Origin of the sequence: Streptomyces sp. NPDC087215, assembly GCF_044744885.1 — a bacterium.
Classification (GTDB): Bacteria; Actinomycetota; Actinomycetes; order Streptomycetales; family Streptomycetaceae; genus Streptomyces.
Map to the genome: position 1 here is coordinate 315303 of NZ_JBIUZD010000001.1, position 25666 is coordinate 340968.

Annotated in this window: 1 protein-coding gene (running past one end of the window); it reads right to left on the reverse strand. The window is 76.4% G+C overall.

What is annotated here, in order from left to right:
• Positions 1-25666 carry the 3' portion of a lonely Cys domain-containing protein gene (locus ACIO92_RS01300; RefSeq protein WP_402280507.1) on the reverse strand. 1157 nt of this gene lie beyond the right edge of the window, so 25666 of the gene's 26823 nt are visible here — the last part of the coding sequence; its start codon lies off the right edge, out of view; it ends in the stop codon at positions 1-3.

Below are 25666 nucleotides of genomic sequence, written 5' to 3' on the forward strand. Positions count from 1 at the left end.
TCATTCCTGGACCATCGTTCTGCGCAGCGCGGCGATCCTTCGCGCCTCCGCCGCCCTGTCCGCGACCGCGATCGTGCCCATGTGTTCCGCCAGCCCCTCCGGTGTCTGGATGCTCAGGAGGAACTCGGCCAGCTCCTCCCGTCTGACGACGTCACGGAACTGCTCGTCGGTGAGCACGGTCGCCCCTCCCGGTCCCGTCGTGTCGATCTCCTCGACCGCGACGATCTCGTAGGGCGCGTTCTGGTGGGCGATCCAGCCCTTCTCCGACCCGGAAGCGCCCTTGCGGAGGTACTTCCTCCTGATCCGGACGGTGACCACGTAGCCGAACCGGGCCTCCGAGGCGAAGGTGCGGGCCGTGACGGAGTCCGTGGAGAACTCGACCAGTTGTGCCGTGTCCGCGTTGCGCTGCTGGCCGATGTACTCCTGGACGGAGCGGGCATCGGGCCTGGCGGTGCTCTCGTCGGCCTCGCGCAGCATCCGGGGGAAGCCGACGAAGGAGTTCCGTCTGATCTCCCTCTCCAGATACGCGCTCTGCGTGGGGGTCACACCGCGTTTCAGATGTACTTCCATGTCGCTGTCCTCGGGCAGTCCGGCGACCAGTTCTTCGGTGCTCGGCGGCGGTGGCAGGTCCCTCAGCGCGAGTCGGCCTCCGGGTGGATCCGCGACGGTGGGCCGCCCGGTGGGGACCACGGCCCCTGCCAGGTACCGGCCGCCGTCCCGTACCAGCAGGACGGGCGGTCCGGCCTCGACGCCGTACTCCGTCACCCCGCCCTCCGCTCCGACGAGAGCGAAGGTGACGCCCAACTCCCTTGCCACGACAGCGAGAACGACCGGTTCGACCGCACGTGCCACGGCTTCCGGAACGGGTGCGCGTCCCAGGGAGGCGGCCAGCAGGGTGAACCGCTGGAGCGGGGTGAGGGCGCGGTGGGGCAGGGTGCCGCCCCGCATCACGGCCTCCGCCTCCTGGCCGCCCTCCAGCGTGACCCCGGCCGCGTGCAGCGCGGCCACCTCGATCGCGCCGCCGTCGTCCGGGCGCCACGACTCGACGGAGTCCGGAAGGTCCTCCGGGGCCGTCCGCCGGGCCGCCCAGCCGAGCAACTCGGCTGCGGGGACGGGCGGTTCCACCCGGGCGGCCCGCAGGGCATGGGCCAGTACCCCGGCGAGGCCGCCGGAGGAGGTCTCACCGGCGCTCAGCGCGTAGGAGGTTCCCCTCAGCCGGGCGGTGGCCGGTCCGGTGCGCTCATAGGGACGGTGGACGTCACGGGCCGCCTCGCCGCCCACGCTCCCGGCACGGACCGTCCCGTCCGTCACGGCGCCCGGCTCGTTCCCGGCGAACGTGGGCGCGGCGGGCAGCGGGACGGGGGCGCTGCCCACGGGGGCGGCCGGGACGCCCGTGCCGGGCACGAACAGGGCGGCCGACAGCGGCGCGTATCCGGCGGGTGCCGGGCGGACGTCCTCCACCTTCACGAGACCGAAGTCGGCCGCGCTCAGCGGGTTTCCGTCCGCGTCCGGTTCCAGGGCGACCGTGGTCCGTCCCGTCCCCGGGTCGGTGTGGAGCGTCGGTGTGCCGTACGCGGCCCACATCGGACGACCCGTCAGCAGGGCGCCTCGGCCCGGCAGACTGTCCACGGCCGGGGTTCCGGGACGGGGCCGGGAGCCGGGGACCAGGAGGACGCCGGGGTCGGTCAGCGGCAGGTTGCCCGTGCCCCCGTCGCGGTAGAGGAGTTCGGCGATCTCGTCGTGCGGCGCCGCGAGCCCGCGCACGTCGACGTTGCCGGGGTCACGGCGGGCCGCCCGGTACAGCCAGGGCTGTGCGGAGGCGGATCCGGTGGTGCCACCGGCGTGCCAGGGCGCGGGCACGGTGGAGTCGGCCACGAGCGTCCCGTCGGGCGCCCGCCGCAGCAGGGTCAGCCGCGTCGGGTCGAAGTCGACGGTCCCGGCCGGACGTCCGGTGTGGTCCCGGCCGATGACCGTGCCGTCCGGGCGGCGGATCAGCGTGGTGTCCGCGAACGCGCCGCTCGCTTCGAGGAACGCCTCGCCGAGTTCCCTCGGCTGGAGGGGGTCGCGTCCGGCGGCGGTGGTCATGCGGACGAACTGGAGGAAGGCGTTGCGGTATTGGGGATCGGGGGCGTTCACATGGAGGACCCGGGCCGCGACCCGGTCGACCTCGTCGTCCCCGCCCCTGGCCCGGAGGGTGCGCAGGGTCTCCCCCGTCCTGATGTCGGCCCACAGCAGCCGGGACCGTTCGGCGGGGCCCACCGGGGCGGTCGGCGGCAGCCGCAGGACCTGGGCGGCGAGGGCGTCGGTCTCGGGGCGGCCCATGAGCCGGCGTACGGCGTCGGTGACGGTCGGGACGGGGACGTGGGCGGAGAGCGGGGTGCGGGGGTTCCGCGCGAGCCGGTCGGCGGCCCGGCCCAGCACCGCCGCCCTGGCCTCCCGGTCGAGCGGGGTGCCGGGGGCGTGGCGCTCGTGGTCGGCCGCCGCGACACGGTCGAAGAGGTCAAGGGTGAACAGCGGGAGCCGTTCGAGCGCGGGGTCGTCGCGCGCCATCAGCTCCAGCGCCCCGGCGCCCCGCAGCAGGTCCGCGTGGACGTCCGCCCGCCACTCGATCTCGGCACCGAACAGCAGACGCACCAGCCGGACCAGCCGGAGCGTCCGTTCGCGGACGTCGTCCGGGGCGGGGCCGGGGCCGTCGTGCAGTCCGGCCGTACGGGCGCGCTCGTCGAGTGCGGCTCCCTTCGGCTCGGGCAGGACCCGCTCCAGACCGTACTCGCCGCCCCGTACGTCGTTGTCGACGGCGATGTACTCGCCCCGGGGGCCGAAGGTTCCGGCGAGCAGCTGGCGCCGGGCCGCGTACACCACGACGCCCTCGTCGTCGGCGTACCGCTGGGCCTCGTGGTCGACGGCCAAGGGGTCGGGGACGTAGGGGGCGGGGCCGTAGGGGCCGGTGAACGCGCTCCCCTCGGCCTGGCCGCCGAAGCAGACGATCTTCACCAGGCGCTTCTTTCCCCGGGTGCTCGGGCGCCGTGAAAGGGCGCCGGAGGAGCGCGCTCCGCTGGTGGAGACGCTCTTCCCGCCGGTCAGGGTCCATCCGGACCGGCCCGGCAGCCCGTGCTTGGCCTCGAAGTACACGTCGGTGCCCGGCCCGTCCTCCCGCCAGGCGAGTTCGACCGGCGCGCTGAAGGTCCCGGTCGCGTGGTCGTAGTGCACGAGGTGGGTCGCCCTCGCCAGGGTCACCGCCATCACGGCCCTGCGGCGCAGTGTCGCGGGGGTCTCGGTCAGCGGTACGGAGATGTGCCCGGTGGAGCGGTGGTCGCGGCCGATGACGGGCAGCGAGACCACCTGGTGCTCCCAGTCCTCGGCGCCCGGCGCGGGCGCGGGCGGCAGCGTGGGATCGCTCAGCAGCCAGCCGCCGACGATGCCGAGTCCGGGGGACACGTCGAGACCGGCTCCCGTCCAGCCGGGCCTGCCCGGCAGGGGGCCGAGGGCGACGCCTCCGCTGGGGGACCAGACGTCCCGGCCGAGCGTGACGGCGGTGCCGCGCGGCAGCAGGGTGCTGCCGACCGCCGCGTACGAGGTCAGCATCAGGAGCGGTACGTCGGCGGGGAGGCCGTTCAACACCTGGTCGAGGCTGAGGAGTTCGACCACGATCTCCTTCGCCACCCGGCGCTCGAATCCGCCCGCGCCCCGGACGACGACGGTGCTGTCGTCCCCGTCCGCCACCAGCGCGTAGGGGGTGGTCCCGCCCTTCCAGGGGGCGGGCGCGGGCGCCCCGAGGACGAACGTGCCGTCCGGCTGCCGGACGCCGTCGTGGACGGTGTCCAGGTCGAGGGGCGTGGTCAGCGGCTGAGCCGTCCAGTTGAGGCCGCTCACCCCGTTCGGGGTGGTGAAGCGGACAGCGGGGCCCAGCGTGCCCCGCTGCTGGAGGAGGAGCGCGGCAAGTCGGGTGAGACGGGTGACGCCCGCCATGTTCGGGTCCGCCACCGCCCGGACCAGTTCGATGTGCTCGCGGGCGGCGACGGGCGCCTCCCGGCCCAGGCCGAACACGTACCGCGCGAGCACGTCCAGGTCCAGCGGACCACCGCGCAGGGCGGGCACACCGGCGCGCATCGCGTTGAGACGCCGCAGCGCGTCCCGCGCGCCGGGCACCTCCCGCCGCCCGAACAGCGAGGCCATGATCGTGTCGTAGTGCGTCTCCGGGTCGTACGGGGAGGGGGGTCGGGCGGGGCCGCCGGGAGCGGCGTGAGCGGCGTCGGCGAAGGTCGCCGGGGTGTCGCTCGCGGTGGTGGGTGGGGGCGCGTCGGTGGCCGTGTCCGCGCCCGCACCCACCTCCGCCCCTGTGCGCGCGGGCGTGTTCGCGCCCGTGTTCGTGTTCGTGTTCGTCACGGGGACGGTGAACACCCCTGCGGTGCGTGGGGTACGGGGTGTGTCCGCGCCCGCAGGGGGGACGGGGGGCGCGTCCTGACCGACCGGTGGGGCGGGCGGGGGCGGGGAGTCGGAGGTATCCGTTTCCAGCGGCGCGGCGGCGGCCCCGCCCGGTCCCGCCAGTGGGGCGGGAACCTCGCCCGTGTCCGCGCGCGGGGCCGGAGTCCCGTCCCCGTCCGCCAGTGGGGCGGAAGCCTCGTCCCCGCCCGTCGGCAGGACGGACTCCTCGGCCCCGTTCGTCGGCGCGGCGGAAGGCTCCTCGGCGTCCATCCGTGCGGCGGCGGTCTCGTCCGTGTCCTCCGGCCGGGACGCGGGAGTCATGCCCGTGTCCACGGGCGGGAGCAGGGCCGTGTCCCTGTCCGCGTCCGCCTGCTGCCGGGCGGTCCGCCGCTCGGTGGCCGGGGGGAGCGCGGCCGGTGTCCTCGCGGTCGGGGTGGTGGGCGCGGACGGGTCCGCCCCGGTCCACCGGGGGTGCAGTCCCCGCTCCTGCCGCAGGGCGTCGGCCAGTCGCACGGCCGCGTGGGTGTCGTGGGTGTCGTGGCCGCCGGAGAGCAGCAGTGCGGCGACCTCGCGGACCGCCGTAAGGAACTCCTCGGTGACGTACCGGTGGTCACCACGGGCGGTGTCAGGTCCGGTCGGCAGTACGAGGAAGGCTGCGAGGTCCCAGGCCCGTTCGGCCTCCGCCCCGCCGACCCGGCGGATCGGCCGGGTGCCGTCCCGAGGAGCCGTGGCGTCCTGGAGGGCCGTACCGCTCCGGGGGCTCGTACCGTGGCGCGGAACCTCCCCGTCCCGTCCGGCCGTACCGCCCCGCGGTGCCGCCGCTTCCTGTCCGGCCGTACGGTCCTGCGGCGCCTGGTCGCCGCGCGGGGCCGCAACGCCCTGCCGTGGGGCGTCGCCTTCGTGGGGCGTGCCGTCGCCCCGTGTGAAGTCCGCCGCGAACGTCTCGAACGCGGACCGCCACAGCCGTCGGGCCACCGTGACCGCGACCGCCTCGATCCCGTCCGGCCCTGGGCCGGACCGGGACAGCAGCAGCCGTACCCGCGCCGACGGGGTCAGACGGCGCACCGGGAGGACATCGCCGCCCAGCACGGCCTCCATCTCCTGCCCCTGGTCCAGTCCGATGCGCGCGTCGCGCAACTCGGCCGTTCCGACGGTCGCGCCGGGGGCGAACCACGGCACGTCCGGGGGCAGATCGGCGTCCGTCACCGACTGCGCGAGCCACGACCGCCGGTCGCCGTCCAGGGCCGGTACCGGGGACCCGGTGACCGCACGGGGTACGCGCGCGGCCAGCTCGGCGAGCGGAACGCCCGAGGCGTACAGCAGGGCCGTGGCCTCCTCCAGCCGCCGTACGGCAGCGTGCGTGTCCGGCGCGGCGTCCGTGCCGGGCTCCTCGGCCCGAGCGGCCCCGCTGACCTGCTCCACGGCCCGGGTGTGCGCCTCCCAGGCGCGCGCGAGCGCCTCGGCGTCCCGGTCCCGTACGACCGCCGGGTCCTCGTCGGGGCGGGGCACCACGACGACCGTCGATCCGGCGGGCGCGAGAAGGGGCGGCCGGACGGGACCCCGCCGGAACACGGACGCCGGAAGCCCCGGCCCGGCGGGCGCCGGTTCCAGGGCGCCCGGAGCGCCGTACCGCGGGCTGAAGGCCGAACCTCCGTCCGTCCAGGGCTGGTTCCGCTGTTCACCGGAGCCGCCGGGGCGCGTTCCGGGGAAGGAGGAGACGTACGAGATCGCCCCCGCGCGCGGCCCGGAACCGGCCGCCCGGCGGCTCCCCTCGCCCTCCCGGTCGATGTCCGGATCGACCGATGCGGAGCCGGTCACCCCGCCGTCCTTCCTCGTGACGAGGTGGAGGTCGGCGTCCCGCTCCCACTCCCCCGGCGCGGTGGGCGGCACGGCGGCGACCCTGCCCGGGGCGGGAGAAGCCGTGGCACGGGCGGTCCGGGAGGCTGCGGCAGCGGGAGAAGCGGCGGCATTCCCGGCTCGACCGACCGAAGGTTCCGCCCGGACGGGCTGAGGCTCCGCCCGTACCGCCCGGGGCGCGGCGACGGCCGGGGACGGCGCGACCGCGACGAACCGGGGGCGGGCGTCACCACCCTCGTAGTGCTCCGTGCCTCCCGCTCCCGCTCCCGGCACCATCGCGCTGCGGAACAGTTCGATCTCCCAGGCGGCGCCCTGCGGGCCGATCCCCCGGAGCAGCCCCCGCTGTTGCGTCCGGCCGTCCGGGCGGTACCGGGACCAGGCGATGTCCGTCCGGACGCCGAGGGCGTGGGCCAGCAGGTGCGGGAAGACATCGCCGACGTCGGAGTTCCACCGGTTGCTCCAGTCCAGGACCGCGGACCGCAGGACGCCCAGTTCCGAACGGGTCAGCGGGGTGTGCCTGAGGACCAGGTCCCGCAGCTCACCGAGGAACTCCGCCCGTCCACCGAACCCTTCGGGGTCCGGCACGGGCACTCCGAGGCCGGTCAGCCGGGTCGCCAGTTCCGCCGTGCCCATGGTGGCGACGGTCGCGGCCGTTCCTCCGGGCACGGAGGCGCGGTACTGGACGACGATCTCCACGGGCAGCCGTCCCCCGCTGGACTCCAGGTACTCCGCGACGAAGTGCCGCAGGGCGCCCAGGACATGGAGATCGTCCGGTCCCGGCGCACCGGCGGCCAGGTCCGTACGGACTCCGTCGGTGTCGGAGAGCCAGGCGTGCGCGGACCGGTCGGCGGCGGAGCGGTTCCGCCCGGCGGGACCGAACAGGCGGTCCCGTACCAGCCTCGGAGCGCTCGCCACGAACGCGTGCGGGAGGCAGTCGCCGTCCCGCGCGACCGGCAGCGCCCGCCCCCGGGCCCAGCCCGGGGTGGTGCCCACCGGGGCCGTGACGACCGGCGCTCCGGACGGCACCTCCGCAGGCGCCGTCGTCGGCTCGACGGACCGGGCGGTACGGTCGCCGGGCTCCGTGCGGAGGGGCGATCGCCCGCCCGTCGTGCCCCGGGTCGGTGCGGTGCTCGCGGCCCGGGGCGTTCCGGCCGCGGCCACCGTCCCGACCCGGGGCACGACGGGCGCCGTCGTTGCCGCCGCCGTCGTCTCGGCGGGAGTCGCCCCGGGCGTAGAACCGGGCGCCGTCCCGGCCGGAGCAGCCCCGCTCGCCGTCGTACCGCTCGGGGTCGTACCGGTCATCGCCGTACCGGTCCCTGCCGTACGGGTCCCGCTCGGCACACCCGGGGACTTGAGGGCCCCGGACACCTCGGGCGTCCCGGACAGCCCGGCCCCCTCGGGCATCGCGCCCGGCCCCACCCGCCGCAGTCTCTTCACGATCCGGTCCGCGCCGGTCGGACGGGCCGGGCGCTTGGCACCCGTACGGACGCGGGCGCGCGGGCCGTCCGTGAACGGGCGGGAGGAACGGTCGGTGCCCGGTCGTACGGTGAGGAAGTCCGCGACGGTACGGCGGCGGCCGTGGGCGTCCGGGGCGAGGGCCACGGTGGTCCGGCCGTCCGTGTCGGTGAAGAACTCCGCCCTGCCGTACGCGGTGTGCGCCGCGACCCCGGTGGCGCGGACCACCGCGCCCAGGATTGCCTCGACGGCCGGTGCGGCCGTGGCCCGGTCGGTGTCCGGAAGCAGCAGGACGACGTCGCTGTCGGGCGGGCGCTCCGGGTCGTCGCGCAGCAGCAGCGCGATGTCCTCCGCCGGGATCCGGCCGGACAGCAGCCCCTCGCCCAGCGGTCCGGCGAGCCTGGCCATCCAGGCGGGAGGACCCTCGGGGCGGTGCCAGGGCGCCGCGTGGACGGCGTCGAAGTCGAACGTCCCGCCGGGTCCGGGCCCGATCAGTGTGACCTCGCCCGGGTCGAGGTCGAGAACGCCGGGGGGCTGGTCGAGGTCGCGCCCGACCCGTGTGCCGTCGCCGCGCCGGACGACCCGGTCCGGGGCGAGCGGGCCCCCGGTCGCCAGGTGGAAGGCGCCGAGCGCCGCGCCCCGGTCCAGCTCCACTCCGACGGTCGCCGCCAGTTCCACCAGGCGCGCGAGGTCCGGGCGCCGGGCCGGGTCGGCGGCGGGCAGGTGCAGGACGCGGGCGGCGAAGGCGTCCACGTCGTGGCCGACCTCCCGCACGGCCGTCACCCCGCGCCGGTCGAGGACGAACCCGGCGAGGGCCGCCAGGCTGGGCACGGTGGCCGCCTCCGGGGCCCGCGCGGCGCCCAGCAGTTCGGCGCGGTGGGCCCCGGTGACGATCGTGTCGGGCGCGAGGAGCAGGACGTGACGGGCGAGCCGGTCGAGGTCCAGGGGACCGTCCGCGAGTGCGGGTACGGCCTTCCGGAGGGCGTCGAGGCGTGCCAGGGCGTCCGGCAGGTCCGTCCGCCCCGGGGCCGTGTCCTCCGCCGGGCGGGACGGGGGCCGGGCGTGCCGCTTCGGCGGCAGGAGCCGGTTGACGGGCGCGGTGCGGCCCTCCGGCGGCAGGGGCTTGGGCGCGCCCTTGCCGCCGGGGGGTCCGGCCGGTTCGACCACGGTCGCGGGCGGCAGCGGGGGCGGGGACGGCGGGGTGGTGCGCGCGGTCCAGGGGCCGCGCGGGTTGCGGGGGGCGCGGGGCACGGCCGCGAGGAAGTCGCCGCCGCGCTCGTACAGGACGATGTCCCGGCCGCCGTCGGCGGACGCGGTGCCGAAGGTGTCCACGGTGCCGTTCTCGTGCACGAACGTCATGTGCAGGTCCATGCCGTCCGCGACCAGGGCGGCGGCGAGCAGCGCCGTCTCCTTGTTCCAGCGGCGCCCGGCCCGCAGGTGGGCGCGGATCAGCCCCTCGCGCACGGGCCCGGTCAGCGGTGGGAGGGACGCGGGCAGTCGGCCGCCCCCGCGCTCGAAGTCCCGGCGCGGCCCGTCCGCCAGGGGGCGCGTCAGCCCGGCGGCGTACAGCTCCTCCTCGGTGAAGACCGCCCGTGGGTCGAGCCGGGCCCCTGTCGGCAGTTGTGCGGTGTCCAGTACGCGGGCCAGTTCGGCGGCCACGCCGGATCCGGTCCGTACTGCCGGGCGCGAATCCACGTCCGGGACCGTGCCCGTGCCTGTGCCCGTGCCCCTATCTGTACCTGTGTCCGTGTCCGGGACCGTGCCCGTGCCCCGGAGCGCGTCCGGGCTCAGCGCGAGGGCGACGGCGGCGTGGAATCCGTTGCCGCCGCCGGTCCCGGGCTCCCTCAGGTCGAGGACGAAGCCGTCGGGGTCGGTCAGCGTGCGCGGATCGGACGCGGCGTCGAACCGGGTCCCGTCCGTGCCGTCCAGACCGTCCCAGGTCCAGGGGCGGGTGAGGTGGGCGGTCAGGAGCGAGCCGTCCACGGGGACCGGGGGCTTCGACGGGGGCGGGGGGCCCTCGGCCACGGCGTCCGCCCCGACGGCCCGGAAGCGCCGCTCGGCCAGGCGGAGGACGACCCGCGCGGCGGTGTCGGACAGGGAGGTGCCCGGGTCGGGAGCGAAGTCCTGGTGGGTGCCGTCCTCTTGGACGATCCGTACGCCGATCCCGTACCGCCGGGCCGCGAGCGCGGGCAGCACGTCGGCGGCGGCGTGGTCCCAGCCGGTGTCGTCCGCCGCGTCGGCGGAGCGCCTCAGCTGCGCGGCGGCGAGCCCCCGGCGCTGGGCGGGGCTCAGGGGCCGGTGGCGGCGGTCGGGCATCGGGGCGCCCGTCGAGTGCGGGACGACTCCGAGGGCGTCGAACTCCCGGCGCTGCGGGGTGCCGACGCCCAGATCGAGGGCGGCGGCGGCCAGCTCGGCGGAGGTGAAGGTGTCCGCCTCGTCGGGAGTGAAGTGGTCCAACAGTGCTGAATCGAGGGGAAGTTCCTCCACCACGTCGGCGAACTCGGCTCGCAGGACAGCGGGGTCCAGGTCCGTGCCGTCGGCGGCGGTGCGGGCGGCGGGCAGTGCCTCCTGGAGCGCCCGGAAGAAGGAGTTCTCGGCGGCGACGGCACCCAGCCGATGGGTGGTCCCCGCCGGGGACCGCAGCGCGGGCGCGCCGTCGTCGAGGGCGGTGACGAGGGTGTAGCGGGGCGGATCGGCGGGGCTCTCGGGAGCCCGGGACGTGCTGCCCACCGCGTCGTCCTGGGGCGACGCGTCAATGCCCCCGGTGTCTGCGGTGTCCCCGGTGTCTGCGGTGTCCGCAGCGACGGCGGCGACAACGGCGGCAGCGTCCTCCTCGCCCTCCTCCCTGATCACGGTCAGCGCGCGCGGCGGTGCCGGTTCCGGGTCGGTCAGGGTGGGCTCGGGGAGTCCGCCCCGGGTCGGGGCGGCGCCCTCGGCACCGTTCGGCGGGTCCTCGGGAAGCCGGTGCCAGTGGGTCAGCCGGTCGGTGCGGGCCCGGAGGTCGTGGAGGGTGTCCGCCGCGCCCTCGGCCTTCCGCTGCTGGGCCGCCACCTTCTCCAGCAGTCCTTCCAGGGCGAGTCGTTCCTTCCGGTGCGCCTGGGCGGCGGCCTCCGCCGCCTCGCGCGCGACCGCCACGGCCTCCAGGGCCGCCTCCGTCCGGCGGTCGAAGGCGGCCAGTGCCGCCGCCTCCGCCCGGTCCCGCTCCCGGCGGCGGACGGCGCCGACCTGGGCCTCCGCCTCGGCCACCGCGCGCCGGGCGGACTCGACCCGTGCCTCGTGGGCGTCCCGGTGCGGCGCCGGGGCGTCCTGCGCCAGGGGTTCGGCCTGGGCGTCCCGCAGGTCCCGCCGGGTCCGCGCGGCGAGGTCGACGGCGGAGCCGAGCGTGCCGCTCAGGGGTTCCGGAAGGTCGGCGGGATCCTGGACGAGTACGGCGCGGGCGGCGGCGGACGCCGTGTCGAACTCCGCGCGGGCGGAAGCCCGTTCGGCCCCTGCGGTCCTCTCCGCGTCCTGGAGTGCCCGGTCGGCGACGGCCGAGGCCACCCGGGCGGCTTCGGCCGTCGCGTGCAGATCGGGCAGGTCGCGGCGGAGCTCCCAGTAGGCGGCGTCCTCGTCGGCCCAGGTCGTGGCCGCGTCCTTGACCCCGTCCCAGGCTCCGGCGACCTTCGGGGGGAAGGACTCGTCGGTGACGAGGCCGAGTCCACGGGCCACGTCCTCACGGACCCAGGCCAGTACGAAGGTGCGCGTCCGGACGGCCCGCGGGCCCGGATCGGCGCCGCCGAAGGGGCCGAGGACGTGCTCGCGGACCCATCGGCTCGACGACAGGTCCTTGAACTGCCGGTGGACCTCGGCGACGCTCAGCCAGTCCGTGGGGACGGCGAACGCGAAGACCCGGCCGGTGCTGGGCTTGACGTAGACCTGGCGGGCCACGTCGTCGGCGATCACGCGCCCGTCGCTGTCGGCGGTGTCGGCTCCGGTGCCGGTGGCCCCCGGGTTCGCCGCGCCGACGCTGTCGGACTTGAGGGCGGGGGCCGCGCCGATCGCGGTGTTGTGGTCGCCTCCCTGGACGGCGGTCGCGTTGTCGCTCTCGGTGATCCTGGTGGAGGACTCCATCCGGGCGCCGTCGGCCACCGCGAGGAGCACCGCACCCGTCAGGTCGGGCCGGGCGAAGAGGCGGAGGGCGCCCTCGGAGTGGTCCGAGAGGGCGTTCTCGACGAGGCCGCTGGTCTCGTACCCCGTACTGCCCACGGCCTGTTCGAAGAAGACGGTGAGCGCCCCCGGTCCGTGGGCGTCTTCGAGGACCTGGGCGGAGCCGGTGCCCTCGGCGGTCAGCGGGGTGATCCGGGCGGTGCGCAGTGCCCGGATCAGTGCCTCGCCTGCCAGCGGGCCCGAGACTCCGGCCAGCCGGTTGTCGTAGGCCCTGCCGAGCGCGAGGGTGCTCGCCGCCAGGACGTTCTCCGCGCCGATGATGTTGCGGACGTGGAATCCGCTGTCGGGCGGGGTGAACGGGCCGCGCGTCCCGTCGGGCAGGGTGACGGAGCGCCAGGCGTCGAGTCCGCCCGTGGGGCCGCCGGGGTGCAGCGGGCTGTCGGTCCCGGTGAGGACGTCGACGGCGAGCGGCGGGGTGTCGAGCTCCGGCGGGGCCGTGGGAGCGGGGTGGTCCGGCGCGGTGTCCGGGTGCGTCAGGCTGAGCGGGACGATCTCTCGCTGGCTTCCGACGTGGCCGCTCTCCTCGATGCGGCGGGCACCCCGGCCCCAGCCCTCGTCGCCGCGCGTACGGCCCAGTTCCATGGTGATGCGGAGCCGGTAGCGGGTGGTGTACTCGGCGTGCGGCTCGCTGGTGTACGTGGTCCACACCCGGCCCCGGGACCAGGTGTCGGTGGCGGAGATGGTCTGCCGGTTGGAGCCGGTCTCGGCCAGGGACGGGCCCGCCATGGGCACATGGGGGTCGCCGGTGTGGACGCCCTCGGTGATCGTCGTACCTGCGTCGCTGCCCCGGCCGGTGAGGAAGGCGTCGCTGAAGGTCTCGGTCGCCCAGCGGTGGTCCTCCAGTTCGGTGCGCGGCCAGAGCCGTACGAACTCGGGCTCGCCCACCGGTTCGAGCTGGACGCGCACGCGGACGTCCCGTCCGCCGATCCGGACGCGTTTCCAGGCGAAGGAGCTGATCCGGGCCGTCACCGACGATCCCGCGCCGGACATCTCGCGGCGCAGCGCGCGGGTGACGCGGGCCGAGGTCAGGCGGCGGATCGCCTCCCGGCTGTCCTCGTCGAGGCCGAGCGCGTCGAGGTGCCGCTCGAAGTCCTCCACGACCGGTCCTGTGTCGAGGGAGTTCACCGGGTACGTGGCGAACGGGGCCGTACGGAACCAGTGGGGCTGGCGCCAGCGGCGGCGGTCGTAGAGGGGGCCGCCGCCCAGGCCGTCGCCCTTGATGAGGCGGAGCTGGTGGGCGATGCGTTCGGGGAGGTGTCCCAGCCAGCCGCCCCGGACGACCTGGCGTTCGCCTGCCCAGTCGTGCAGCCTGCGGACCACCTTGCCGAGCGGGGAGAGCAGGCCGGAGGAGCGGGTCTCGGCGGCCACCTCGTGCTCGGCGTCGCCGACGGCCAGCACCTGGTGGCCCTGGTCGACCCGGTTGATGTCGGAGGTGACGGTACGGACGACGGTGCCGCCGGTGCCCCGGCTGCGCCACCACGGCTGCCAGGTCGCCCCGTAGCCGCCGGTGGCTCCGGGGCCGACCGGGTGGGAGTGGCCGTAGACGACGGTGAGTCCGGCGTGCTGGACGAAGGTCCTGCTCTGTCCTCCGGAGGCCTTGGTGGAGCCGCCGAGGGTCAGTTCGGTCTCCATCGGCTGGGGCCGGGTCAGGGCCCTCAGCTCGGTGACCCTCATCCGGTGGACGACGGTGGCCAGCCAGTCGAGGTAGGGCCCCTTGCCGAAGAGTCCGGTGGTGCGCGATCCGGTGGCGGACGCGTTCTGGTCGGCGTTGGCGGTGAGGAACTGCGGCTGCTCCGGGCGGACGGCCGCGTCGTGCGCGGGGGCGCCCTCGCGGGTCAGCTGCCACCTTCCGTGGGAGGCGCGTTCCAGGGCCCGGTCCACGATGCCCCGTTCGTCGCGGGGCTGTTTCGGGGCGAGCACGGACAGCGTCTGGTGGGGCAGTCCGTCGAGCGGTCCGGGGTCGCGGCCGTCCTCGGGGGACGCGTCGAGCAGCCGCCGGGCGTCGTGACGGCTCATCGGGGTGCGGCGGACGGGGTCCGGGTCCAGATAGGGGTTGTCGGCGCCGGGGGCGTGCGGGTCGGTGTCCGGGCAGTGGTCGGCGGGGACGCTGAGCAGCACCCGGCCCCGGACGGCCGGGACGTCGGCGTCGCCGCCGATGATGTCGCCACGGCCCTTGGGGCCCCGGACGAAGAAGTGGGTGCCGAGGAAGCCGAAGCTGACGAGACCGCGCAGGAGGCTGCGCGGTCGCCAGTAGCCGCCGGTGCTCACGGTGAGGGACAGGTCGTACGTGTAGAGGTGGCCGGGCCGGGTGCTGATCGCCATCGGGTCGAAGGTGGCGACGGAGCCGTAGCCGGATTCGTCGCGGGTCTGCCATCCGGCGGTGTATCCGGCCTGGCCGGTGAGGGCGTGGGCGGCGAAGCCGATGTCGTCGGTGGCGGTGTCCCGCAGCGCGGCGACGCCGACGATCCCCGCCTCGGCGCCCTGGACGGCGTGCCGGGTCTCGTCGAGGTGGGTGGCGCCGGGGGCGCTGTGGCGCAGGATGGTGTCGGTGGGCGACACATGGGCGCGGCCGGTGAGTTCGGCGTCGAGCCAGATGTAGTAGTGGCCCCGGGTGAAGCGGCCGGGGTCGATCAGGCCGATGCGCAGGCCGGTGCGGCTCATCGCCTCCAGGTTCCCGGCCATGCTGTGGTGCGAGAGCGCGTGGACGACGGTCAGGGTGTTGTGCAGGACCATCTGGTAGTGGCCGTGGTTGCGCCACCGCTTGTCGTCGGGGTCGCCGAGCTCGTCCAGGCGGGCGACCATGGTGGGGTAGCGGGTGGCGACGGCCGTCAGGACCTGGCGGGTGAAGGAGTCGAGCCGGTTGCGTTCGGCGAAGGTGACCCGCGGGCTGTCCTCGGCGGACGCTGTGGTCCGCTCCGGCGTGGGCAGGTCCTCGCGGTCGGTGCTCTCGGCGAACCTGTGGGTGTAGCGGCCGTCGGCGTGGAGGAACTGCACGGGCCGGGACATGCCGAGGGTCGGCGGGTGGTCGGCGAGGAGGTAGGCCGGGGCGAAGGGTTCGGTGCTCCCGGGGAGGTCGTCGTCCGCCATCCCGGCCAGGCGGCGCGCCTCGGTGCGCGTCATCCGGTCCAGGCTCCAGGTGGTGAAGGGCGTCGGCCGGGCGTCGCCGGTCTTGCGGACCCAGACGGTCTTCTCGACCCGGTACAGGTCGGTGGTGACGTTCTTGGCCCTGCCGACGGAGCGGACCGCTCCCGAGCCGCCGGTGACCGCCGAGCGGCCCCGGACGTGCCCGACGCGCCCGCTGAGGCCGAACTGGATCCGGGGCCTGACCTGCGCCATCCAGCCGGAGATGAATCCGAAGGACGGCAGGGTGAAGGTGGGGCCGACGAAGAGGGCGAAGTCCTTGGAGTGCGCCCTGGTCTGCTTGCGGGTGTTCTGGAGCGTCAGGAAGGCGGACTCCCGCAGTTCCGCCTTGTCGGTCTCCGAGGCCAGTACGGCCCGGCCGGGGACGATCCGTTCGACGACGAAGGCGCCGAGCGGGGTGTTCTTCCGGTCGTCCGCGAACAGCGGTCTGCCGGGCACGGAGGACTTGGCGAGCCGCCCGGAGATCTGGTGGAAGTTCCGCGAGGAGAAGAAGCGGTCCAGTTCGCGGTGGGCGGAGGAGCCGGGTACGGCTCCGATCCGGGCGACCGCCCAGTCCCGGACGGCGGCGACCGGGCCGAAGTCCTCGGTGACGACGAGCCGGTAGTCGGAGCCGGGGCCGAGGTCGAGGGTCCGGGGGGTGCGGCCGGGGGCGGCCCGCCGGGTCACGGCCTCCGGCAGCCGGGCCAGCAGCCCGTGGCGCACGCCGAAGGCGAACTCCACGTCCGGGACGGCCTCACGGGCCGGCCGGGCGCGCCACCGGGTGCCGAGGGTCCCGGACACGGCGGGGCGCGGCGGCTCGACGTCGGTGACGCGGATCTCGACGTGGGCGTCGTCGAGGTGCGGGTGGGAGGTGTCGTGGCCCCGGGTCTCCCCCACGTTGAGGACGCGGTCCTGGGTGGAGTAGGTGACCTCGCGGACCCGGCCGATGCGCAGCCCCGCCCGGCCCCAGACGGAGACGGGCCCCGGCTGCGGGCCCAGGGGCGCGGTGGGGGCGAACAGGCGGGTCTGGCCGATCGTCTTGGACGCGCCGACGGTGGCCTGGGACCGGTAGTTGTTGTCGACCTTGGTCGGTGCGGCGCCGTCGGTGAACCTGGTCCACTCGCCGTGGTTGCGGACGGTGACGCGTATCTTGCGCGGTCGCCCGGACGCGGTGCGGTAGACGAACTCGCGGCCGTCCCCCGCGAAGGTCCGGGGGTGCTCCCGCATGGCCCGCCCGATGCGGCGGAGGACGGGTTCGGCCGGGGCGCCGCGTGCCCGTCGGCGCCGGGCGGGCGTGTCGGCCGGGGCGGTCCCGGGGCCGTGGGCGGTCAGTCCGGCGCCGATGTGCTCCATGATCTGCTCGATGCCGCGCAGCCGTACGTCGCTCTGTCCGAAGGCCATGGGCAGGGGGTCGCCGGAGGTGTCGCCGGGGAACGCGAGGAAGCCGTCGACGTAGCCGGGCAGTCGGCTGTCGTCGGTGAACACGCTGGCCCGGTGGACTCGTGGCGGTGGCGGCATCCCGGTGTCCACGCGGGCGGGACGCCGTACGTCGAGTTCCTCGTCGATCCGTACTCCGGCGGGGCGCGGCCGGGGCGTCCGGCCGGGGGCCGGGGTGTCGCCGGACGAGACGGGCGGCGCGGACGGCGGCGGGCCGGTGACGGGCGTGGTCTGCGGGGCGGGCGGGGGTACGTCGGGGAGCGGCGGGCGTCCACGGGGGGCCGGGGGCGCGGTCTCGGGGGGCGCGGTGGTGGTCCGTAAGGCGGGGGCTTCGGCGTCGCTCGCCAGGGGCGCGGGGGGAGTGAGCCCCGGTGCGGGTGCGTCGGCCTCCGCAGGCGCGGTGGTGGTCCGTACGGCGGGGGCTTCGGCATCGGTGCCGGTCTTCGGGGGTGCCGGGGCCGTGGCCCGTGGCGCGGGTGCGTCGGCGTCGATCGGCGGGGGCGGTGCGGACGCGGGCGTGCCGCTGTCGTCCAGCGCGCGGGCGGTGGACAGGCGCAGGGCGGAGGCCGTGGGGACCTCTCCGGTGACGGGCGAGGGGTGCAGGGCGAACACCGCGCGCCCCGTCGTCCCTTCGGTGTGCTCCCCGAGGGGGAACTCGGTGGAGTACACGCCCCGGCCGAGGCGCTGGGCCAGGTCCTGGGCCAGGCCGGGGGCGAAGCGGTCGAGTTCGGAGACGGCGAGGAGGACGGGCACCCGCTCGTCGTGGGCCAGGAGTTCCGGGTCGGCGGCGAGGAGTTCGACGAACTCGGCGACCGGTGTCCGCCGGGTCGTCCCGCCGTACGTGACGAGGATCCGGCCCGGGTCGGTGCGGTCGGGCGCGGCGCGCACCACGTAGGGCGGTGGCCGGTCCCGTCCCTCGGCGGTGCGGCCGTGCCAGGGCGCGTCCACGGTACCGCCGGGGGTGCGGATCTTCGACGGGTCGGGGGCGGTGCCGCCCGTGGGGCCCAGCAGGTCGCGTCCGCCCGCCGGGCGGTCGTCCGTGGCGGGCGGCACGGCCGTGGCGTCGGAGACGGCCCCGTCGTTCTCCAGGTGGCGGGCGGCCACCGCGTCGGCGGCGGCCCCGTCGCGTCCGACGGCGTAGGCGTGGGCGGTGAGGGTCCGTGCCTCCTCCCGGCGGGCGTCGTCCACGGCGGACGGGTCCAGGTGCAGCACGCGCGCGGTGTACGCGTCGAGCCCGGTGCCGACGCCCTCCAGCGTCTCGTACGCCTTGACCCGTGCCCAGAACATCCATGAGCGTTCGTCCTCGCCGACCCGGTCCGGCGCGGGGAGCTGGAGGACGTCCGCGATCTCCTCGGCGACGTCCGCGCCGTCCAGCCAGGCGGCGGCCCGGTCCAGGGCGGGCGGAAGCGCCGCGAACGCGCGCAGCGCCGTCCCTCCGGGGGCGTCGGCCGCCGCCAGCAGCACGGCACGGTGGTCGGCCGGGCCCGGCTCGGCGGGTCCGGTGCCGAGCCGGGCGGTGACGACCCGCCGGAAGAAGTCCAGGGTGAACGGGCCCGCCGTCCCGAACCGGGGGTCCTCCCGCCACATCCGTTCCAGCGCTCCGGCCCCGCGCAGGAGTTTCGCGTAGCCGGGGTCCCGCGCGACGCGGACGCCGTCGTCGGTCTCGTTGCCGAGGGTCCGTTTCAGCGCGCGCACCAGGTCCAGGGTCCGGGGCAGCCGGTCGGGGCCGTGCAGCCCGAGGAGGTCGGCCCGCCGACCGAGCTCCTCGGCCTCGGGCTCGGGGAAGAACTCGGCGTACGTGCCCCGGAGTCCCTGGGGGGTCGTCACCAGGGCGCGGACGTAGGTCCCGTCCCGCTTGGCCACTCCGGAGCGGACCGTGGCGGCGCTCACCTTGTGGCGCATCACGTTGGCGTAGTGCTGGCCCTGGGGGACGTCCCGGAGTGCGTTGGGCACGAAGGAGTTCCGCCCGTGGGCGGGCCGGGGCGGCAGGGCCCGGTCGCGTGCCGAGCCCGACAGGCAGGTCACGAGGCCGAGCCAGTCGTCCTCGGTGCGCAGGAGTGCGCCGAAGCTCCTGCGCCTCCTGAGCCACTTGGCGCCCTCGTCGCCGCGTGCCGTGCGGGATCCTCCGTCGAGGGTGGCGAAGGTCGTGGAGTCCAGCCCGCCGTGGGCCGCGAAGAAGGCCTTGAGCTGCCCCCGGACGGCCGGTCCCAGCGGGAACGCCCGGGAGTAGGTACCGGCGGCGAAGTCGTGGTGCAGATAGGCCGTCGCCTGGTCGAGGTGGCGGTACGCGGTCTCCCGTACGGCCATCTCGTGGGGCTGGAAGGAGGCGCGGCCGATCTGCCGGGCCGTCCTCTCGCTGCCCAGCGGGAAGGACAGCACCTGGTCGTACCAGTCCTCCGCCGTGTCGGCGGAGGAGTCGGAGTCCGCGTCGGAGCCGGTGTCGGGGAGCAGTCCCGGCGGTACGGGGAACCAGTCGCCGACCGGACGGCCGGACCGCCGGAACACGGCGAGGGCCAGTCGGTCGCCGTCTAAGCCGACGACGAGGCGCAGGTCACCGCTGTGCGCCCAGACGGTGCGGCCGGTCCGCTCGGCCAGCAGCCGCGCCAGGTACTGGTCGTCGGCGCCCGCGTAGGGGACGGCCAGCACGATCGGCGCGTCCGGCGGGAGCGCGGCGAACTCCGGGTCGTCCAGGACGCGCCGGACGAACCGCTCCGCGTCGACCTCCCGTGTCGTGCCGTCCGCCCAGGGGACGGCCGTCAGGCCGCCCCGCGTCCCGGCGGCGAGCAGGTACGGTGCCGGGCCCCCGGCCCAGCCGGGCGTCCGGGAGTCATGGATCACCGGCGGTCGGCCGGGCCGCTCCTCCAGGACGCCGAAGGTGTCCGTGTAGAGGGGCCCGGGGGTGAGCCCCGTCCAGTTGAGTCCGGGGGCCGGGGTTCCGTCGGCCGTGGTGAAGCGGTGGTCGCCGTAGACGGCCGCCTGCTTCTCCCGGTAGTACGCGGCCAGCTCCGCGAGGGTGCCCGCCCGGCCGTCCCGGATCGCCAGGCCGGTCATCGTGTACAGGTCCGTGGCCCGGGACGCCGTCAGCCGTCTGGCGCCGAGCGGGCCCATCACCCGCCGGGCCACCCGCTCCGGGCGGAACGGGCCGGGCTTCGCGCCGGACTCGGCCCGTGCCAGTTCCTCCAGGCGGAGCACCGCCGCCGCGTGGGCGGGGGTGGTGATCCGGACGGTCACCGCCGTGGCGGCCGGGTCTCCCGCCGTACCGGCGCGTGTGCCGAGGCCGAAGCCGTCGGCGGTCAGGTCGGCGCCGTCCGGGCCGGACGCGGCCAGCGCCTGGTCGAGACGGCGCCGGAACACCTCCGCCACGGCGTCGGCCCGTTGCCCGTCCGGTCCGCCGCCGGTCAGCACGACCTCGGGCAGCGGCAGTCCGGCGCGGCGGTGCCGCAGGCCGGTCCCGGCCGTACGGACCGCCAGCCGTTCGACGGCCGCCACGGCGTCCGGGGACATGGTCGTGGAGTCGCCTTCGAACGGCACCTCGGTGGACCGGGGCAGCACCGGGGGCGCGGACGACGGGGTGGCGGGGGACGCCGTGACGGCCGGGGCGGGGCCGGGCGCGGCGGCCCGGTCGCCGACCGGCACGGCACGCACCTGGTCCGCGTCGAGCCGGGCGGCGAGTTCCGCGATGTCGTCCGGGGACAACGGTGTGGAGCGCGGGCCGGGCGGGGCCGGGAGGGGGGCTCCGGGGGTGCTCCGGACGGCGACGGGGCCGAGCATCCCCCGGGTACGGGCGGCGGCGTCCGGACTCGGGGCGGAGCCGGGAGCGCCCGCGTCGGGAGCGGGGCCGGAGCCGGAGCCGGGCACACCCTGCGCGACCTCCGTGGCGGCGCTCGTGGCCTCCAGCGGGGCCGGGGCGCTCGTGCCCCGTGCGGGAGGCGTCGGGGTCGGGACCGGAACGGGGCCGACGGCGCCCGTACCCGGAGCGAGGCCGGATCCGGGCGTGCTCCGCACGGCAGCCGCAGCGCCCTCGGCCTCCAGCGGAGCCGAAGGGGCGGGGGCTGCCGTGCCCCGCATCAGGGGCGTCGGAGCGGCGTCCGTCGTACTCGTGACGTCGGCGCCCGTCGTCCTCGTGACGTCGGTGGAGGTCGAGCCGGGGGCGCCCCCGGCTCGGGCGTCGGCGCGGGCCTCCGGCATCGCCGGGACCCGGGCGGCGGCGGTGGCGTCCGCCGGGTCCGGCTCTCCCGCGCGGATCTCCGTCGGCGGGCGTACGGCCGGGGCCGAGGGCACGCGGAGGGTGGCCGTCGCGCCCGGCGCGGTGGCCGGCCGGTCGTTGCCGACCCGGCCCCGGACGGCCGACGAGACGCCGTCGGCGGCTGTCCGGTCTTGCGGGGCCATGTCCCTTTGCAGGATGGCCAGTTCCTCCTCCAGGCGTGCCAGGAACCAGTCGCGCGCCGCCTCGGCGCGGACGTGGCCGGTCCGCCGGGCCCGTACCGCGGGCCCGTCCCCGTACCCGGTGAACACGACCTCCGGCAGGGGCCGTCCCGCGTGCCGGGCGTCCAGCGCGGCCAGGGCCGTCCGGGACGCCAGCGCGCCGAGGTCCGCCTTGGCGGCCTCGGTCAGGTCGCCGGTCCCCGGCCCGAAGCGGAGGCCGGTCGTCCGGGGTGCGGGGCTGCTCGTGTCCCCTTGCCCCTGGGCGGGAGCGGCGTGCGCCACGCCCCGGCCCGTACCGCTCCGGCTCCCCCGCCACGAGCGGAGCATCCGCGTCAGGGTGGCCTCGGTGACGGCCGGGTCGAGGCCGCGCGGCCTGGCGTACGCCGTGAGGGTCCGTTCGAGGTCGCCCTGGGTCAGGGCGGAGCCCCGGGCCCGTTCCCAGGCGCCGAAGCCCTCGACGAGCTCCTGGAACTCCGCGGCCCGGGTCGGGTCGGTGTCGACGCCGGGGCCGTGGGTCTCGCGCAGCACCCACACCCACCGCCGGACCCGCTCGGACCGGTCGTCCAGGTCCCCCGGCAGTCCCGCCGCGTCGGCCCAGGAGTTCAGGCGCTCCCACTCCGGGTCGGGGCGGAACTCGACGACGCGGTGGACCGGGCGGTCCGGGTCGTCGAACTTCACCAGGCGCGGCGGCATTCCCTCGTCCGCCGGGTGCACCGAGACCTCCGCGTCGAGGCCGAACACGGTCCGGCCGGTGCGGTTCGCGAGCGCCTGCCCCGCGACGGGCCGCTCCAGCCGGTCCCGGCCCGGCTGGGGCATCGCGATCTCGCACCACACCACCCACACCGGGACGTCCGGGGGCAGCGACCTCAGATAGGGGTCCCGGGCGAGGAGGCGGCCGATCTCGTCCGGGGGCACGACCTCGTTCGTCCCCAGGCTCCGTACCGGCAGGACGGCCCGCCCGTGGCTGCCGTGCCCGACCGCGACGTAGGCGCCGGAGAGGGACCTGGGCAGGGGAAGCAGCCCGCTCTCCCGTGCGGGACGTACGCCTTCGACCCCGTCGTCGCGGTCCGTGTAGTGCGCGGCCTCCGACAGCTCCAGGAGGCCGTCCTCCAGGAGCGCCGCGTGTTCGGGCTGGAGGAAGACCCGGACGGACAGCGACTGCCCGTCGGCCGCGGGGATCATGTACGACTGGATGTCGTCGTCCGTGAACTCCCGCCCGTCCACGGTCCTGACCCGGCCCGGAGGGCCCTGGTCGGAGCGGCCCGGGTCGTTGGGGAGCCAGGCGCCGACCGGTATCTGACCGGGTGCGTCGTTCGCCAGGACGAGCATCCAGCGCTCGCCGTCCGCGTCGACCGGCTGGAGCCGTACGTCCCCGCCGGTGGACCAGACGCGTACCCCCAGCCGGTCCGCGACCAGCCGCTCGAACGCGGTGGTGCCGACGCCGGTGGCGCCCCGCACTTCCAGGAGCAGCGGAGCACCGGGCGGCCGGGCGGGGTCGTGCGCCAGGAGCTCCGCGAACTCCTCTCCGTCGACCCGGGCCACGTTCCCCCGGCCGTCCCGTACGAGGAACAGGCCGTCCGGGCCCGCCTCCGCGAGGACCACGTGGACCGGGCCGCCGCTCCACGGGGCGGGAGCGATGTCCCAGCCGCCGTCCGCCGTCCGCCTGGCGGTGGTGTCGACGCGCAGCCCCCCGACGGGGTGCTCCAGCCAGTTCCGTCCGATGGCCGAACCGTCGGGGCCGGTCAGCACCGTCGTCGTGCCGAGCGTGTCCCTGCGCTCCAGCCCGTAGGCGCCGATCGCCGCCAGGCTCCCGGCCCGTCGGCGGCGGGCCGCGCTCGCCGCCAGCGACAGGAACTGGAACACCGTCCGGCCGTCGGCCGGGACGTCGTCGGGCAGGTGGAGCACCCGCCGGGTGATCCCCACCAGGTCCGGGGCGCCGGTGCCGAACCGCGCGTCCGTGGCGCGGGCCGCGTCCACCAGGGCCAGCGAGTCGACCATCTGGGGGAAGCTCGGATCCGAGGCCGCGCCCGGCCCGAAGACGGCCTGGAGGACGCTCCCCAGGTACTCCCGGTGGTCGTGCGGACCGGCGGGCGGAGGAGGCAGGGCGAAGGCACCCCCAGATGTCGTACCGGGCTCCGGGGCGGCGGGCGGCGGGACCGGCACCGGGGTGACGGCGGGTGCCGGGCCGCCCTCGGGCACCGGGACCGGGTCGTGGGCGCGGGTCCGGTGGGTTCCCTCGGCCCGGTCCCAGAAGGCCCGGACCCCGTCGAAGACCCAGTTCTCCTTGCGGGGCCCGGCGAGCTGGTTCACCGGCCGGGCCTTCTTGTCCGGTTCGGGCCCGTAGAGCCGCTCCAGGAGGGGCAGCAGCGTCTTCTCGTGCTGCTTCACCCAGGCGGAGCCGTTGTTGCGGCGCTGCCCGGTGTACCAGTCCCGGCCGCCGTTGGTGCCCAGGTAGGTGTTGGTGAGCTGGGCGAAGTACTCGTACTCGTCGAGGGAGGAGTAGTTGGGCAGCGTGCGCCTGCCCGAGGGGTCGTACAGCGGGCCGTCCGGCCAGGCCGCCTTCCCGCCCTGGCGCGCCTTGGCCTGGTACGCGGTGAGGACGAGCCCTTTCTCCTCGGCGCTCAGCCCGTACTCGTGCAGGGTGTGGGCGAACTCGTGGGTCGTCGTGGAGTAGCCCTGCGCGTAGGCGCGGCGGGCGGTGCGTACGGACGTGACCTCGCCGAGCAGGTTCTCCTCGGTCACTCCCGCCGTGAGCCTCCCGGAGCCGCGCACCTCCTCCCACCGGCGTCCGTCGCGCGTCCGGGTTCCCGCCAGGTCGTCGAAGCCGTCCAGGGTGGTGATCGCCTCGCCCTTCGGGACGACGGCCACGCGGGCGCCCGCCCGCAGGAGCTTCACGGCCGTGCCGGGGTCGCGCAGCATCCGTCCGACGAGCGGCACGACCTCGCGCCGCGCCGCCATGGGCCGGTCCACTCCGCGCGGGACCTCCAGCATCAGCTGGACCACCGTCTCGGCGAATTCCTCCGGGTCGAGCTCCCGCCGGAGCACGGCCACCAGTTCGTCGTCGGACGCCAGGGCCTCGCGGTCCCCGGACGGCAGGAGCGACAGCTCCCAGGCCCGCTCGTCGGGGGTCAGGTACGGCAGCCGGGCCGCCAGCTCCACGACCCCCGGGGAGGCGGGTGCGGCCCCGGTGCCCGTCCGGGCCTCCGGGGTGTCCTCGGTGTCCGGGACGGCGGCCCCGGTGACGGCGGCGGTACCGGGCCCGGACCGGACCGGGTCCACCGGGAGGGCGTCGGAGGTGGTGACCGACGGCGCCGGAACGGCGGGTACGGGGACGGGGACGGCCGGGGACGGGGGCTCGCCGGACGTCGTGACGGCGGTGACCGGGGTGACGGCGGAGACGGCGGAGACGGTGGGGGCCGGGGGACCGGAGACCGCGTACGTCAGGGCCGTCGCGTCCGTCGCATCCGTCGCATCCATCACGTCCGTCGCATCCGTCACGTCCGGAAGCTCGCCCGACGTCGTCACGGCCGGGACCGGGGCGATCGGCGTTCCGGTGGCCGGGGCGACCCGGACCGGGGCCGCCGGGGTGGCGGGCGCGAGCCCCGGGGAAGCACGGAGTCCGTCGGCGAGCGTGACGCCCGAGGGCGCGTCCGGACCGTGTGCCAGGAGGTGCTCGGCGAGCTGCCGGACGGCGTCCCGGTGGGCGGTCCCGGCGTACCGGGAGTCCGCGAGGGCGGGGCCCGGGGACGGCGGTACGACCAGGGCGACGGCCTTCTCCCAGGCCCGGTCCGCGTCGGCGGGGGTGGGCCGCGCCCCGGTGGACGGGGGCGCCTCGCCCAGAGGTGCGGCGCCGGTCGCCGGGGACTGTGGTGCGGCACCGGTCACCACGGACCGGGCCCCGGCACCCGGCGCCGGGGACTGCTGCGGGGCCGCCACCTGACCCGCGCCCCCGGCCGCCACCGCGTCCCTGAAGTCCGTACGGGCCGCGTCCCACATCCGCAGCGAGGCATGGGCCGCCACGGTGTCGAGCACGGCGGGCCAGGGCTCCGGCTGCCGTGCCATCAGCAGGCGCGCCTGGTCGACCGGGTCCAGGGCGGACAGCGGCACGGGGCCGCCCGCCGGGTGGCGCTGCGGGTCCCGCGCGATGCCCGCGTCACGCAGGGCGTCCTCGCTGACGACGGCGTCCGGGCCGTACAGCCCGGTGAGGTCCTCCAGCAGGGTGCCCGGCAGGTCCTCGGGGGTGATCTGCCGGGCGATCCACTCGCGCTGGGCCTCGTCGCGCTGGAGCTGGGCCGGGGCGTTCGGGGCGGAGGCGTTCGGGGCCGTGCCGTTCAGGGGCGAGGAGTCGGGGAGGACGGACGCGAGCGGCCTGGGGATGCCGGAGGAGACGGACCCGGCGTCCGGAAGCGCCCCCGTCGTGTCCCGTACGGACGTGCTTCCCCCGCCCGAGCCGATGTCCGGGACCGGTCCCGTGACCCCGACCGGCCCGGAGTCTCCGGTCGGCCCGAAGTCCGAGACCGAGCCCGTGTCCCCCACCGACCCGATGTCCGGGACCGAATCCGTGTCCGAGGCGTCGAAGACGCCCGGCGGTCGGCTGGAGTCGTCCGGTCCGTCGTACGGGTCCGTGGTCGTGCCGCTGGTCGGTCCGGGGCCGCCCCGGGTGACGGGCGTAGGCGACACGGGAGCGGGAGCCGGGGCCGGTGCCGCGCCCGGCATCGGCGGTGCGGCGGGGACGGGCGGC